The organism is Halomonas sp. NYA30 (assembly GCF_976980765.1).
On the sequence record NZ_OZ334477.1, the window covers coordinates 4,128,858 to 4,144,140 of the forward strand.

11 protein-coding genes and 1 pseudogene are annotated in these 15,283 nt (G+C 57.2%); 4 read left to right on the forward strand and 8 right to left on the reverse strand.

The genetic code is table 11. The features are described 5' to 3' along the window. Nucleotides 1-232 precede the first annotated feature (232 nt). From ACWI0H_RS19170 to ACWI0H_RS19180, 3 genes are read left to right on the forward strand one after another with little or no spacing between them, the layout of a single operon-like run. Nucleotides 233-985, forward strand: coding sequence for a 5-oxoprolinase subunit PxpA (locus tag ACWI0H_RS19170; protein WP_485874254.1), 753 nt, complete (start codon nt 233-235; stop codon nt 983-985). A gap of 44 nt (nt 986-1,029) precedes the next feature. After that, the gene (gene pxpB / locus ACWI0H_RS19175; protein ID WP_485876273.1) at nt 1,030-1,728 is read left to right on the forward strand and encodes a 5-oxoprolinase subunit PxpB; all 699 of its coding nucleotides are present in this window, start codon (nt 1,030-1,032) and stop codon (nt 1,726-1,728) included. Continuing rightward, complete coding sequence (locus ACWI0H_RS19180; protein WP_485874255.1) at nt 1,725-2,675, forward strand: 5-oxoprolinase subunit C family protein; 951 nt, start codon at nt 1,725-1,727, stop codon at nt 2,673-2,675. The genes pxpB and ACWI0H_RS19180 overlap by 4 nt, the downstream gene beginning before the upstream one ends. 12 nt (nt 2,676-2,687) lie before the next feature. Here the strand turns inward: ACWI0H_RS19180 and ACWI0H_RS19185 are convergent, their stop codons facing one another. Continuing rightward, entirely contained in the window at nt 2,688-4,187 is a 1,500-nt protein-coding gene (locus tag ACWI0H_RS19185; RefSeq protein WP_485874256.1) for a sodium:solute symporter family protein, read from the reverse strand. Further along, entirely contained in the window at nt 4,180-4,368 is a 189-nt protein-coding gene (locus ACWI0H_RS19190; protein ID WP_336273973.1) for a hypothetical protein, read from the reverse strand. The genes ACWI0H_RS19185 and ACWI0H_RS19190 overlap by 8 nt, the downstream gene beginning before the upstream one ends. 292 nt (nt 4,369-4,660) lie before the next feature. Between ACWI0H_RS19190 and ACWI0H_RS19195 the strand changes: the two are divergent. Further along, nucleotides 4,661-5,622 (forward strand): annotated as a pseudogene (locus tag ACWI0H_RS19195) (XdhC family protein). Nucleotides 5,623-5,677: 55 nt separating this feature from the next. On the opposite strand, the gene ACWI0H_RS19200 reads toward ACWI0H_RS19195, so the two are convergent. From ACWI0H_RS19200 to ACWI0H_RS19225, 6 genes are all read right to left on the reverse strand, one after another. Next, nucleotides 5,678-6,715 carry a hypothetical protein gene (locus ACWI0H_RS19200; protein WP_485874257.1) on the reverse strand — a complete coding sequence of 346 codons (1,038 nt, stop codon included), beginning with the start codon at nt 6,713-6,715 and terminating at the stop codon, nt 5,678-5,680. Between the two features lie 169 nt (nt 6,716-6,884). Further along, a complete protein-coding gene (gene katG, locus ACWI0H_RS19205) occupies nt 6,885-9,038 on the reverse strand; it encodes a catalase/peroxidase HPI (RefSeq protein WP_485874258.1) in 2,154 nt (717 codons plus the stop codon). A 241-nt stretch (nt 9,039-9,279) separates the two neighbouring features. Further along, on the reverse strand, nt 9,280-10,284 hold the full coding sequence (locus tag ACWI0H_RS19210) for an aldo/keto reductase (RefSeq protein WP_485874259.1): 1,005 nt from the start codon (nt 10,282-10,284) through the stop codon (nt 9,280-9,282). Between the two features lie 31 nt (nt 10,285-10,315). Next, entirely contained in the window at nt 10,316-12,079 is a 1,764-nt protein-coding gene (locus ACWI0H_RS19215; protein WP_485874260.1) for an ABC transporter transmembrane domain-containing protein, read from the reverse strand. 122 nt (nt 12,080-12,201) lie between these two features. After that, nucleotides 12,202-13,644 (reverse strand): NAD(P)(+) transhydrogenase (Re/Si-specific) subunit beta, encoded by a 1,443-nt coding sequence (locus tag ACWI0H_RS19220; protein WP_336270545.1) that lies wholly within the window; start codon nt 13,642-13,644, stop codon nt 12,202-12,204. Between the two features lie 16 nt (nt 13,645-13,660). Continuing rightward, on the reverse strand, nt 13,661-15,232 hold the full coding sequence (locus ACWI0H_RS19225; protein ID WP_485874261.1) for a Re/Si-specific NAD(P)(+) transhydrogenase subunit alpha: 1,572 nt from the start codon (nt 15,230-15,232) through the stop codon (nt 13,661-13,663). Nucleotides 15,233-15,283: the final 51 nt, after the last annotated feature.

Consider the following 15,283-nt stretch of genomic DNA (forward strand, 5'->3'; position numbering starts at 1 on the left):
GGCAGTGCTGTTTCACCAACGTTATTATCACGCCCCGCCCTTACTGTGATAAGCGTATCGTGCCCAAGCGTCAACCATTTTTCCACCAAATAACAATATGATAGAAGCACCCGATAGTTAGTATCGTCAAAAACGATTGGCACTGAGCTTGCCGTGTTCATATATTGGTGGTGGATTTAATTTCCCCATCAGCCACATGAAAGCACCCACTGCATCAACGACAGGAGTCGCTATGGCCATCCCCCTGCTTAATTGCGATATGGGCGAAAGTTTCGGCAACTGGACTATTGGTTTAGATGCTGAGGCGATGCCTTATGTCGATTGCGCCAACATCGCCTGCGGCTTCCACGCGTCTGACCCCCATGTAATGCGACGCACCGTCAAGCTGGCGGTACAAAATAACGTACGCATTGGCGCGCATCCTGGTTACCCGGATTTAATGGGGTTTGGGCGCCGTTCCATGGCCTGCTCGGCCGAAGAAGCGGAAGACATGGTGCTCTATCAGGTCGGCGCCCTGGCAGGCATTTGCCAAGCCGAAGGCGCACGGCTCAGCTACATCAAACCCCACGGGGCGCTGTATAACGACATGGCTGCCAACCCGGCGCTGCTTGAAGGCGTCATGCGCGCCGTGCGTGCATATGACGCCAGCCTGCCGCTAATGATCATGTCGACCGCCAATCCCGAGCCGCACCGCGAGCTAGCCGCTAAATTGGGTATTACCCTGTGCTTTGAAACCTTTGCCGATCGCGCTTACGACGCCAACGGCCACCTGGCTTCGCGCCGGTTACCCAACGCCGTGCACCACGACCAGAACACCATCGTTAACCAAGCGGTAATGCTGGCCAAAGGCGAGCCGCTCACCGCACTCGACGGCACACCGCTACAGTTAGCCTGCGACACGCTCTGCGTTCACGGCGACAACCCGGAGTCCGTGGCGGCCGTGCGCGCCATTCGCGAGGCCTTTCAGGCGCTGGAGAAAGCGTGAAACTAGGCATTGAAACAACACAAATTGAAGCGACCCGCGTTAAAATGCGCATTGAGACCACCGCCATGGATGCCTTGATGGTGCGACTGTTCGACACCATCGACGAGGCCAACATGGCCTGGGTGATCGCCGCCGACCAAGCGCTGCGCAGCGCTTTTGGGGCTGCCCTGATTGATCTGGTGCCTTCCTACACCACACTGCTAGTCCATTACGACTGCCAGCAAATGAATCACGCCGAGGCGCTCGGTCTGATCAATAAGACGCTTTCGGGCCTCGAACCTGCCGACACCCAGGCGGGGGAGCTGCACGATATTCCCGTGTGGTATGACGAAAGCGTCGGACCCGAGCTGCCCCTGGTCGCTAAACGTGCGGGCTTGAGTGTCGACGAGCTGATCCAGCAGCATTGTAATCACGACTACTGCGTGTTCGCGCTGGGCTTTGCCCCCGGCTATGGCTTTATGGGTCTGGTAGACGAAGCGTTGGCAACGCCACGCCTGAAAACGCCGCGTCGTAAGGTAGCCGCTGGCAGCGTCGGTATTGCCGACCGGCAAACGGCGATCTATCCGCTGCTTTCGCCGGGTGGCTGGAACATTCTGGGCCGCACCAATGTGCCGTTATTCGAATACGCCAAGCGCGGTGAACCACTGTTTCGCCCCGGCGATAAGGTGCGCTTTAGAGCGATCTCCCGCGAAGAGTTCGAAGCGGACGGTGGCGATACGACGCCCATGGAGGAGCGGCCATGAGTCACGCGGTTAACAATGATGCATCAAAAGGGCTGGTGGTTAAGCAGGCAGGTCCGCTGGCGCTGATTCAAGATGCCGGGCGGTTTGGCGTTGGTCATTTAGGGGTTACCCAGGGCGGCGCTGCCGACTGGATTTCATTTCGCTGGGCCAACTGGCTCTTGGGTAACGCACCCAACAGCGCCGCGCTGGAAGTCGTCATGGGCGGCGGCTTGAACTTTGAAACCGAACGCGAAGTGCGTCTGGCGTTGACCGGTGCCGATCTAGACGCCCAGTTGGATGGCAAACCGCTTGCACCCAATACCAGTTTCAAGCTACTGCCGGGCCAGCGTCTGGTATTTCGCCAACCGCGCCAGGGTTTGCGCGCTTATCTCGCCTTTCCCGGCGGACTAAATGCGCCAGAAGTGCTGGGCAGCCGCGCCTGCACTGCCCGCGAGCAATTGGGTGGCCTGCACGAAGATGGTAAACCGCTAAAAGTGGGCGACCGCTTAACATGGAAAGGCGCCGCTCCGGCGGTTCGCCGTATTGCTGAAGGACAAGGGCCGCAAATGCCCACGTCAGGCTGCCGTTTGCCCATCGTTCTGGGTTCGCAGATCGCCTCGTTTAGCGGACGCACACTTTTCCAGGCGTTCAACCAGCCCTGGACAGTGGATAACCGCGCCGACCGCATGGGCGTCCGCCTCACCGGCCCTACCCTTCACGGCTCACTCACGGGGATTATTTCAGAAGGCATTCCCCTAGGAGCAGTTCAAGTACCGCCGGACGGCCAGCCTATCGTGCTGATGAACGACCGCCAAACCATTGGCGGCTACCCGCGCCTAGGCGCTCTCACCCCCACCGCCTGCGCTACGCTGGCCCAGTGTTTGCCCGGTACCCAGGTGTGGCTGACGCCGGTCAGCGCCAGCCAAGCGCAAGATGATTATCGACAACAGCTAACGGTTTGGCGCTAAACCTGAAAAACCTCAGTTAAAAGCCTTATGCCGACGCTTTTTTCCCAGCTCTTCAGCGATGGCGCTAAAGAAAGCATCCGTGGTGGCTTGATGAGGTTTGGTTACAAGGCTAACGCCAACAAACAGCACACTAGCGACTACAATGCCCCATACACCGGCAGGCAGCCCCAGCAACGAGTTACCGGTGGCATACATCAGCAGTACAAAGGCGCTGGTGCCCACTACACTGGCCAGTGCTCCGGCAGCGGTGCCACGCTTCCAATAAAAGGCGCCAATAATAGCGGGTACCATGGCCACGAGCCCCGACGATGCAGCCACCGACAGCACAGCAATAAGATCAAGCTGTAGCTCGGCGAAGGCCAGCGCCATCAGTGCGATCACCGGCACCACAAACTTGCCTACTAACAGTTGGCGCTTTTCACTGACATTCGGTTTGACGTTGGAATAGACATCACGGGAAACCATGGACGCCAGCGTCAGCATGATCGAATCGATAGTAGAAACGGCGGCCGCCATGATGCCGATCATTACAATCACGCCTAACACTGGTGGAACAAACTCAGATGCCAGCAGCGTGGGCGTGGCTAAATCTGCACTTGCAAGGCTAGGGAAAGCCGCTAAGGCAGAGAACCCCCACAGCACGGAAACGATGGTGTAGATAAAGCCAAACACTAGGAAACCAAGCAGCATTTGACGCATGGAACGCAGCGACGAGGGCATAAACAGGCGCTGGCTGACTTGAGGGTTAGAAAGGCTAAAGAAGAACCACGGAATAGTAAGCCCCAAGAAAGTGACAAAGCTAAACAAACCAGGCCCAGGTACCGTCAGTGACTGCGGGTGCTCCGTTGCCAGCGTATCGAACAGCGCGCCAAAGCCGCCCAGGCCTTGAATCACCAGAAAGGCCACGAGTGTGGAAGCCACGATCATCATGATGGCCTGGAGCGAATCGGTCCACATGACCGAACGAATCCCCGCGATGTAGGAGAAGAAGATAGCGATCACCGTGGCTAACACCACCCCGGTGGTAAAGGTAATGGCGCCATCTGTGATCCCTTGCAGCAGGTAACCAACACCAGCGAGCTGAACGGCCGAATAAGGAATCAAGAAGATACAGCTGGCGATTGAGACGGCCATCGCCACCTGCTTGCTATGGTAGCGGTGTCCCAGCATCTCGCTGGGCGTCACGTAGCCGAACTTCTTGCCGACGGCCCAGAATTTGGGGCCGAAAACGGCCACCAGAGACACACCGGCGAAATAGATGATTTCAAAACCCAGCGCCCCAACGCCGCCCGCATAGGTAAGACCTGCCAAGCCCACCATCATAAAAGCGCTATATGTCGTGGCACTGTAGCTCAGCGCCGAGACAAAGCCATTCATTTGCCGGTTGCCCAAAAAGTAGCCCGACATGCTCTCCGAGGCCCCTTCTGCCGGGCGTTGGCGAGACATCAGCGCAATGCCGGTCGCGATCAGTAAGTAGATAGCGATAGACCACCAAATCAGCGACTCAGTCATCGCCATGTTCCTTAAAGTCTTGAGTGATATATACGTTCAGAGCAATGATGACTAACCCAGCCAACGCCCAAAACAAAAAGCTGCCGTACCATCGCGAGATACCATTTAACAGCGTATAAGGCACTAAATAGCAAAGTAAGACCACCGCCCATACTAGCCATATCCGTTTACGGCGTTCCATAGCCATCCTCTTTTTGTATCATCAGGATAATGTGCATGTTGGGGTAGCAAAGCCGGCTGGCTACCCATGCCTGGGACAGGCTTCACCATCATACTGCCTAACGATATTGCTTGCTCACCCCGCCCCCACCAGCGGGCAACAGCCTATTAAAATGAAGGCCGACTGCTGTGATGGCGGCTAACTCACTTATAAACGTAAAAAGCATAAGTTTTACCCATCCGCCCTTTACCCCTGACAGCGTTCGCGAGATTCTAAAAGCCTCCCACAACCATCCCTTGGAGGCCGTTAGTTAATGCATCATCTTGATCTGCAGGTTATTGAACGCGCATTGAAATGGGCTAATGAAGGGCTGACTGTATGGCTCTGCACGGTGTTGAAAACCTTTGGCTCCTCACCCCGCGAGCCAGGGGCGATGCTGGTCGCGTCTTCTACGGGAGCGTATATCGGCTCATTATCGGGCGGCTGCGTGGAAGAGGACTTCATCGACCGCCTGCAGAGCGGCGATTTCGACAAGCCTGTTCAACAAATACGTTATGGCGACGGCGATAGCGCTGCTTCGGTTCGCTTGCCCTGCGGCGGCAGCCTGGAGGTGCTGGTGGAACAATTGACACCGACGGCCGAAAACCTCATCCACCTAGAAGTGATGCATGCCACCTTGCTGGGCCGACAGCCGCTCACTCGCTGTATCTCGTTGTCCGATGGGCGCAAGCGCTTCAACCCATCCACATTGTCAGAACCTGCCGTTACTTTTGATGCCACCAGCGTCAATGTCCGCATTGGCCCAGCGCTACGGCTGATCATTGCCGGCATCTCTTCGGTCACTTCGCCCTGTTTGCCCAATCGCTCGGTTTTGAAGTCATTGTCTGCGACCCCAACGATGATGCTCGCAAGAATTTCGACGTGCCTGGCGTGGAAGTGCAAGCGGTACTGCCTTCCGTTTTTATCGCCTCGGGCGGCTGCCATGTCAATACAGCAGTGGTCGCGTTGACTCATGATCCGCGTATTGATGACCTGGCGATGATCGAAGCCGTCCGCACGGAGGCGTTTTACATTGGCGTGACGGGGTCTCAGCAAACGTCGCAACAGCGAGCAACACGGCTATTGCGCTCCGGTGGCCTGAAAGACACTCAGCTGGAAAGGATTACCATGCCTATTGGTCTCAATTTAGGCAGCAAAACACCGTCCGAGATTGCATTAGCAGTCATGGCCGATATTGTGCGCCTCTACCGTGGCAAAACGCGACATGAATTGTAAACGTTGAGTTGTAACAACAGCGCGTCGCCGAGCGACGCCTGAAATCTCGCGAGTCTTATTCCATATGCAAAAGCGTATAAAGCGCTTCGCTGGCGTGACGCTCATCGCGCTCGTCGATGCTGCCCACGCCCATTTCACAGTCATTGTCGTACACCACAAAGACACGCTCATGATCCAGCACGGCCAACCCTTCAGCCTTGTGCTCGAATTCAAACGGGGAGCCGTCCATCCCACGGATCAAGGCAGGTGGCTCGCCAGTGGTGAGGTTATCCAGCTCCATCAGCCATAGGTAGCCACCAATGCGGGCGACGTTATCGACCTCCGCCTCAAAGCTGGTCATCAGATAAAGCCGGTGGTGGTAAGGGTCATATTCAAGACTCGATAATCCGCACTCGATCGCTACCCCTTCATGATCAGTCGGTTCAAAAGCGTAAAGTTCGCGCAACTCATCGATAAACTCGAGATTGCCAGACGCATTTACCACATAGTGGGCACCCACTACACGGCTCACATAGGAGAAGTCATCATGACGCTGCCCCTGCTCGCGTACGCCGAAAAGCAGCAGCCCATCGCCTTGCTCGCCGGGCACTGCCGCCAGACCTTCAATCTTGTAGTATGGAAAGCCGATGGCGTGATTCAGCTTATTGCGTAACTCCAACGACCCTTCCACCCCATCACGGGGGTCAGGGTCCACCGCCTGGGCTTTTTCAGGCTCGCCCAGCGGCCAGATCAATAGATGGTTATAAGCATTCAGGTCATGGGTCACGTCATCGATGCGATCAAAACCCGTCGTGGCCAATACATGCTTACCATCGGCGGTCAGTGCAAAGTCTTCATACTTCACCGCGCGCTTAATCAGCGGCGTTGTAAAATACTCAAGCTGCGAATCATCCGGCCCGTCATCCGTCATGGGTAAGGCAAAGACCGCGGAACGATGCTCTCCTGGAATCGGCTTATCGCTGGCCAGCAGTAACCGCTCACCGTCATACATAACTGCCGAGACTTCTGCGTTGGCGAGTTTGCCCTGCTCATCGCGCAGGCCAACGGGGAAGCAGTGAATACTGCCCTGCTGCAAGATTCTGGCTTTCTGCATCGTTATACTCCTTGGAAAGGTCACTTCTACTGACAGCGTCAGGGCGAGAAAACTCCCGCCTCAAAAAACGCCATGCTGTTAAGCAATCGATAGTCACCCTATCAGCAAGTAATAAAAAACCCGCATCTTTCGATGCGGGCTTGGGTAGAGACGTAACGCTTAGTGTTGGTTACGCGACATCAAAGCGGTCCGCGTTCATCACTTTCGTCCAGGCGGCGACGAAGTCTTTGACGAATTTCTCGTCGTTATCGTCCTGGGCGTAGACTTCCGCGTAGGAGCGCAGCAGCGAGTTAGAACCGAACACTAGATCAACGCGAGAAGCAGTCCACTTAACGGCATCCGTTTGACGATCACGGATCTCGTAAGTGTTTTTACTCACCGGCTTCCAGGTGTTGCCCATATCGGTCAGGTTAACGAAGAAGTCGTTGGTCAACTGGCCTTCGCGGTCGGTGAATACGCCATGCTTGGTGCCACCATAGTTGGTGCCCAGCACACGCATGCCGCCGAGTAATACCACCATTTCAGGCCCTGTTAGCCCCATCAGTTGAGCGCGATCCAGCAGCAGCTCTTCCGGCTTCACGACGTAGTCTTTCTTCTGCCAGTTGCGGAAACCGTCGGCCAGCGGCTCTAGCGGCTCGAAGGATTCGCCGTCAGTCATCTCGGCAGAAGCATCGCCACGGCCTTTCAAGAAAGGTACGCGAACGTCATAGCCTGCGGCTTTAGCGGCTTTCTCGATCGCGACACTACCGGCCAGAACGATGACATCGGCAAGGCTAGCGCCGGTATCAGCAGAAATCTGCTCGTACACGGCTAATACGCTGGCAAGACGCGCAGGCTCGTTGCCTTCCCAATCCTTCTGGGGCGCCAAGCGAATGCGCGCACCGTTGGCACCGCCGCGCATATCAGAACCACGGTAAGTGCGCGCGCTGTCCCACGCGGTGCTAACCATATCGCTGATACTCAGGCCGGCATCGGCGATTTTCTGCTTAACCACTTCTTCGCTGTAGTCGGTGCTGCCAGCAGGAATCGGATCCTGCCAGATCAAGTCTTCAGCAGGCACTTCCGGGCCAATGTAGCGTGCTTTCGGGCCTAGGTCACGGTGAGTCAGCTTGAACCACGCCTTGGCGAAGGTCTTCTTGAAGTACTCCGGATCCGCCATGAATTTTTCACAAATGGCGCGGTAGGTCGGATCCACCTTCATGGCCATATCCGCATCGGTCATGATCGGATTGTGGCGAATGGAGGGGTCGCTGGCGTCAACCGGCTTATCCTCTTCCTTAATGTTGATGGGTTCCCACTGGTGAGCGCCAGCTGGGCTTTTGCGCAGCTCCCACTCATGGCCAAACAACAGGTCGAAATAGCCCATGTCGAACTTGGTGGGGTGAGTGGTCCAGGCGCCTTCAATGCCCGATGTAACGGCATTGCTCGCCTTGCCACCCATGGTCGGGTTGCCCCAGCCAAAGCCCTGGTTCTCAACATCAGAGGCTTCTGGCTCAGCCGCCAGCGCTGCCGCGTCGCCGTTACCGTGGCACTTACCCACGGTGTGGCCACCGGCAGTAAGGGCAGCCGTCTCTTCGTCATTCATTGCCATGCGGGCAAAGGTTTCGCGAATCTGCTGACCGGTTTTCAGCGGGTCGGGCACACCGTTAACGCCTTCCGGGTTGACGTAGATAAGCCCCATCTGAACCGCAGCAAGCGGGTTTTCCATGGTTTCTGGCTTTTCAACATCGCCATAGCGCTCGTCAGAAGGCGCCAGCCACTCTTTCTCGTCGCCCCAGTAGATATCTTTTTCGGGTTCCCAGATATCCTCACGGCCAAACGAGAAGCCGTAAGCAGGCAAGCCCATGGATTCGTAGGCAACGGTACCGGCCAGAATCATCAGGTCGGCCCAGCTGATTTTGTTGCCGTACTTCTTCTTGATTGGCCACAATAGACGACGCGCCTTATCAAGGCTGACGTTATCCGGCCAGGAGTTGAGGGGTGCAAAACGCTGGCTACCGGTACCGCCGCCGCCACGACCGTCGGCAAGACGGTAGGTACCAGCAGAATGCCATGCCATGCGGATCATAAGACCGCCGTAGTGACCCCAATCAGCTGGCCACCACGACTGGCTGTCAGTCATCAGCGCGTGGACGTCTTGCTTGAGCGCATCAAAATCGAGTTTTCTGACCTCTTCCCGATAGTCAAAATCGGCATCCATCGGGTTTGATTTGCGGTCTTGCTGGTGCAAGATATCCAGGTTCATCCCTTCCGGCCACCAGTCTTTATTAGACGTGCCCGTGGAGGTATTACCACCATGCATTACAGGACATTTACCACTCATAGCTCTCTCCCTCTCACTTCATTTTGTCTTAGTTGCTTTTGTCTTGGTTACGTTTGAAATAATAGCTTCCAAGTCAACTGACAGTGAGCGTCCTTGCACTCATCTAATGGTCAACCAGTGTCTTGCCATAAAAGGACGCTTCACTTACCTGATACTGTTTTAAAGCAGATATGTGATAGGCACAATTTGCTTTTTGTGACCGCTCTAATAGTTTTTACCCATCACAGCTTAATTAACATCTTTAGCGGGCGAACTCCTCGGTATCGATATCCGCCTGCTGCGCCTCGCTGTAGCGAGCCCCTGCGACCTGGTCTGGCATCATCATGGCATCCAACTGCTGCATTGTGGTGACATCAAGGCGCAGTGTTTCCGCGGCTAAATTTTCGCGCATGTGGTCAGGTGAGCGAGTTCCCGGAATGGGAATAATATCGTCGCCTTTGGCCTTCAGCCATGCCAGCGCCAGTTGCCCCGGCGTCAAGCTGAAGGCCTGCGCCAGCGCCGCAAGGCGTTCAAATAATTTGATATTATGCGGGTAGTTGTCGGTGCTGAAGCGCGGCATGTTACGGCGCATATCGCCCTCTTCAAGGCGCGCTGGATCCTGAATGGCGCCAGTCAAGAAGCCTCGCCCCAGAGGACTAAATGCGACCATGGCCGCGCCCACCTCTCGGCACGCATCGATCAGGGCGATTTCAGGGTTGCGCGTCCACAGCGAGTATTCAGACTGCACGGCGGCGATAGGATATTCAGCTGCCGCACGGCGCAACGTTAGTGCAGAGATTTCCGACAACCCCACGCCTCCAATTTTGCCCTCTTCCATCAAGCGCCCTAGCGCGCCGACGCTCTCTTCAATGGGGACCTGGCGATCCAAGCGGTGCAGGTAGTAGAGATCCAAATGATCGGTACGCAGGCGCGCAAGGCTTGCTTCGCACTGTTTGCGCAGTGTTGCCGGGCGGCCGTCAATAACGCGTTTGCCTGACTCAGGGTCCATCGCCATGCCGCATTTACTGGCCAGAAAGAGCTGATGCCGCTTACCCTCCAAAGCGCGCCCGACCACTTTCTCATTGGCTGTGGCGCCGTACAGGGTGGCAGTGTCAAAGTGGCGATAGCCCATCTCAAACGCCTCATCCAACGCTCGTATGGCCGCGTTTTCAGGCACGATGCTGCCATAACCGTGGGAGAGGTTCATACAGCCCAGGCCAATAGACGGGGCATTAACAGCATTAAGGCGTTGGAAAAAACTCGTCATAGCAACTCCTGGCGTTAACAAAATAGTTTCATCATCTTTCACCGCCAAACTGCAGCGCAGCTAGGTGGCGATAGAGTGGGCTGGTGGTGATCAATTCGTCGTGGGTGCCCGCCGCGATTAGCTTTCCACCATCAAGCACTAGCAAGCGGTCGGCAGCAATAACGGTAGCGAGCCGATGGGCGATCACAATACTGGTGCGCCCCACCATCAGCCGATCCAGCGCCTGCTGTACCAGACGCTCGCTTTCCGCATCCAAGGCGCTGGTGGCTTCATCCAGCAGCAGCACCGCCGGATTTTTGAGCAGCGCTCGGGCGATAGCGAGCCGCTGACGCTGGCCACCGGAAAGCTGTACTCCGCCAGGGCCAAGAGGCGTATCAAAGCCCTGGGGCAGCGCTTCAATAAAGTCGAGGGCGCTGGCATCCTGAGCGGCGATGCGCAGCCTTTCACTATTCGCTTCAGGATCGCCATAGCGAAGATTATCGGCCACCGAGCCACTAAACAGCACCGGCTCCTGGGCTACCAACCCCATGGCGCGCCGTAATGCAGCAAGGTCTAAGTCACGGACATCGATCCCATCCAGCGTTATACGCCCTTGGCTGGGGTCATAAAAGCGCAGCAGCAGCGCTAAGAGCGTGCTTTTTCCCGCGCCTGATGGGCCCACCACCGCTACCCGTTCTCCCGGCTGAATATGCAGATCAAAGCCGTCGAGCGCTGGCGTTTCCCGGCCGGGGTAGGTGAAGCTGACGCTCTCCAGCACAATCTCACCTTGTGATGGCACTGGAAGGAGATGGGGATGCGCCGGTGACTGGATAGCGGGCTGAGTATCGAGCAGTTCCAATAAGCGTTCCGCCGCCCCTGCCGCCCGCTGCACATCACCTGCGACTTCTGCCAAGGTGGCGATGGCCCCCGCCGCCAGCACGGCATAGAAAATAAACGCCGATAGTTCACCGGCACTCATGGTGCCATCAAGCACCGCCTGACCGCCTTGCCAGAGCATCAACCCCACCGCGGCAAACACCACCAACATGGCAATACCGGTCAACCAGGCGCGTTGCTGGGTGCGCTCGACGGCGCTGCCGAATGCCTGCTCCACGCGCTGACCGTAGCGGGTTTTATCCGCCGCTTCATGGGTAAACGCTTGGAGGGTTCGAATACCACTCAGCGCCTCCTCGGCATAGCGGCCCAGTTCGGCCACGCGATCCTGGCTGGTGCGCGAAAGTCGCCGCACCCGCCGGCCGTACCATACTATGGGCAAGAGCGTCGCCGGAATCCCGATCAGCACCATCGCCGAGAGCCACGGTTGGGTGATCAGCATTAGCACCACGGCGCCTACCAGCATGACCAGATTACGCAGCGCCAGCGAGACCGAAGAGCCAAACAGGCTCTGCAGTACGCTGGTATCGGCGGTTAATCGTGAGGCTATTTCCCCCGCGGCACGGCCGTCGCTTGCGCTCTCAAAAAAGCTGGGCTCCAGGGTGAGTAAATGATCGAACACCCGCTGGCGTAGGTCGGCAGCCAAACGCTCGCCAATCCAGGTCACTTGGTAGTAACGCAGCGCGGAAGCAAACGCTAACACCGTTACTACCACCAGCATCAACACCAGCGCTTGGCCTAGCGCCTGTGCATCGGCATCTAAAAAGCCGCGATCAATGACTAACCGCAGCCCGTTGCCTAGCAGCAGTACGCTGCCTGAGGCCAATAACAGCGCCAGACCCGCCAGGGCCAAACGTAGCCGATAAGGACGTAGCAGCCCCAGCAAGCGCAACAGCACGCGGGGGTTAGGGCGTTGATTCATGGAAATAAATGCTCAACAAAGAGAGGCAGTACTCGACCATAGCAGGAGTGCCATTGCCATGCACAGAATCAAAAAAGCCCGCGATCTCTCGCGGGCTCAGTACCGAATGGTTAGGCCTAGACCTAATCAATCAGCGGCAGCAGCGTATTCAAGCTATCCCGGGCATCGCCGTAGAACATGCGCGTGTTCTCTTTGAAGAACAGCGGGTTCTCGATACCCGAGTAGCCGGTGCCCTGGCCGCGTTTGCTGACAAACACCTGCTTGGCCTCCCACACCTTCAATACCGGCATACCGGCGATGGGGCTATTGGGATCTTCTTCGGCCGCAGGGTTCACGATGTCGTTGGAGCCAATCACGATCACCACGTCGGTGGTAGCGAAATCGTCATTGATTTCATCCATCTCCAGCACGATGTCGTAAGGTACCTTGGCTTCCGCCAGCAGTACGTTCATGTGCCCTGGCAAGCGGCCTGCGACCGGGTGGATACCGAAGCGCACGGTCTTGCCCGCTGCACGCAGTTTACGCACCAAATCGCTCACCGCCGTTTGCGCCTGGGCCACGGCCATACCGTAGCCCGGTACGATGATCACGCTGTCGGCATCGTTCAGGGCGCTTGCTACGCCACCGGCGTCAATCGCCACCTGCTCGCCTTCGATCTCCGCCGCAGGCCCTTGGCTGCCACCAAAGCCGCCCAAAATGACGTTGATAAAGTTGCGGTTCATCGCCTTACACATAATGTAAGAGAGAATCGCACCGGAGGAGCCCACCAGCGCGCCAGTCACAATCAGCAGGTCGTTGGAGAGCGTGAAACCGATAGCGGCCGCCGCCCAGCCGGAGTAGCTGTTGAGCATTGAAACGACCACCGGCATATCGGCGCCGCCAATGCCCATGATCAGGTGGTAGCCGATAAAGAAGGCCAGCGCAGCCAGCACAATCAGCGTCCAGAAGCCCGCACCGTTCAGGTAGAGAATTGCCAGCAGCAGCGACAGTACCGCCGCCCCGGCATTCAGCATATGCCCACCGGGCAACTGGCGGGGTTTACCGTCGACCTTGCCAGCCAGCTTACCAAAGGCAATCACCGAGCCGGTAAACGTCACCGCGCCAATAAAGATGCCTAACACCACCTCGACTTGCAGGAACATCAGTTCGTCGGGGGCTTTGGTGGCGACCAGCGCGGCGAAGGCGGAGAACTGATCCAACGATGCCTCGGCGGCACGCGCGGCCATCACCCGGCGGCGCTCTAAATCCGCGCTCCAGGCCACCAATACCGCCGCCAAGCCCACAAAGCTGTGGAGTGCGGCCACCAGCTGAGGCATTTCGGTCATCTCGACCTTGCCCGCCACGTAGGCGCCAATACCAGCGCCAATCAGCATCATCGGGATCAGCCACCAGTAACCGCCAATGCCTGGGCCGAGAGCAGTGAAGAACACCGCCACCGCCATGCCCACGATGCCATACCATACGGCCCGCTTGGCTTTCTCCTGGTTACTCAAGCCGCCCAGCGACAGAATAAACAACACACTTGCCGCAATTGCCGCGGCAGATACGAATCCTTGCTCTAACATATCGTCTCTCCGCCGCTTAGGATTTTTGGAACATGGCCAGCATCCGGCGTGTCACCAGGAAGCCACCCACGATATTGATTGATGCGATCAGTACTGAAATCGCCGCCAGCACGCTCACCACTGCGCTGCCGGAGCCAATCTGTAGAATCGCCCCCAAAATAATGATGCCCGAGATCGCATTGGTCACCGCCATTAGCGGGGTATGCAGCGAGTGGCTCACTTTCCAAATCACCTGGAAGCCGATAAAGCAGGCTAGTACAAAGACAATGAAGTGCTGCATAAACGAGGCTGGCGCTACTTGACCCAGCAACAGCATCAGTACGCCGCCAACAGCCAATAGGCTCACTTGACGCTTGGTTTGCGCTTTGAAGGCGGCTAGCTCAGCGGCCTTTTTCTCTTCCGGCGTGGGCTCTTTCTCTTTCTTCTTGGGTTTTGAGGCGCCAATCGCTTTCACTTTGGGCGGCGGCGGCGGGAAGGTGATTTCGCCCTGATGCGTCACCGTAGCGCCACGAATCACGTCATCTTCCATATTATGGTTGATTACGCCGTCTTTCTCGGGCGTCAGATCGGTCAACATATGGCGGATATTGGTGGCGTAGAGCAGCGATGATTGCGTTGCCATGCGGGAAGGAAAATCGGTGTAGCCGATGACTACGACGCCGTTATCCGATACTACGCGCTCATCAGGCTTGGTCAGGTCGCAGTTACCGCCCTTCTCAGCGGCCAGATCAATAATCACCGAGCCCGGCTTCATCGCCGCGACCATATCTTCCAGCCACAGCTTGGGCGCAGGTTTGCCGGGAATCAGCGCGGTGGTAATCACGATATCCACGTCCGGCGCCTGCTCGCGGAAGCACGCAAGCTGCTTTTCGCGAAACTCCGGGCTTGAGGGCGAGGCGTAGCCACCGCTTTCAGAACCGTCCAGGCTATCCTCGAAATCGAGGAACAGGAATTCGGCGCCCATGGATTCAATCTGCTCAGAAACCTCGGGGCGCACGTCAAAGGCGCGTACGACGGCACCCAGGCTGGTGGCCGTGCCGATCGCCGCCAAACCGGCCACACCGGCACCAATCACCAGCACTTTGGCCGGCGGCACTTTACCCGCCGCGGTTACCTGGCCGGTGAAGAAGCGACCAAAGTTATTACCCGCCTCAATCACCGCACGGTAGCCGGCAATATTGGCCATGGAGGAGAGCGCGTCCATCTTCTGCGCCCGTGAAATCCGCGGCACCATATCCATGGCGATGACAGTAGCGCCCTGGGCCTTGCATTTCTCTAGCAGCGCTTCGTTTTGCGCTGGCCAGAAGAAGGAAATCAGCGTTTGACCTTTACGCAGCCGCTCGGCCTCTTCATCAGAGGGCTCGCGGACTTTAATGACCACCTCAGCGTCGCGCCAGAGCGCGTCAGCCCCGTCCACCACGGTAACGCCAGCATCGCGATAAGTGTCGTCATTAAAGCCCGCGGCCAAGCCAGCGCCGGTTTCCACTAAGCACTCGTGGCCTAGCTTCTGAATCTGTTTGGCGCTCTCAGGGGTCAGCGCGACACGCGCTTCCCCCCGGGCACTCTCCTTCGGTGCACCTATTTTCACTCGCGTTCTCCCATTATTGATAGTTCTGCCCCGCCACTACCTAGCTGGGCG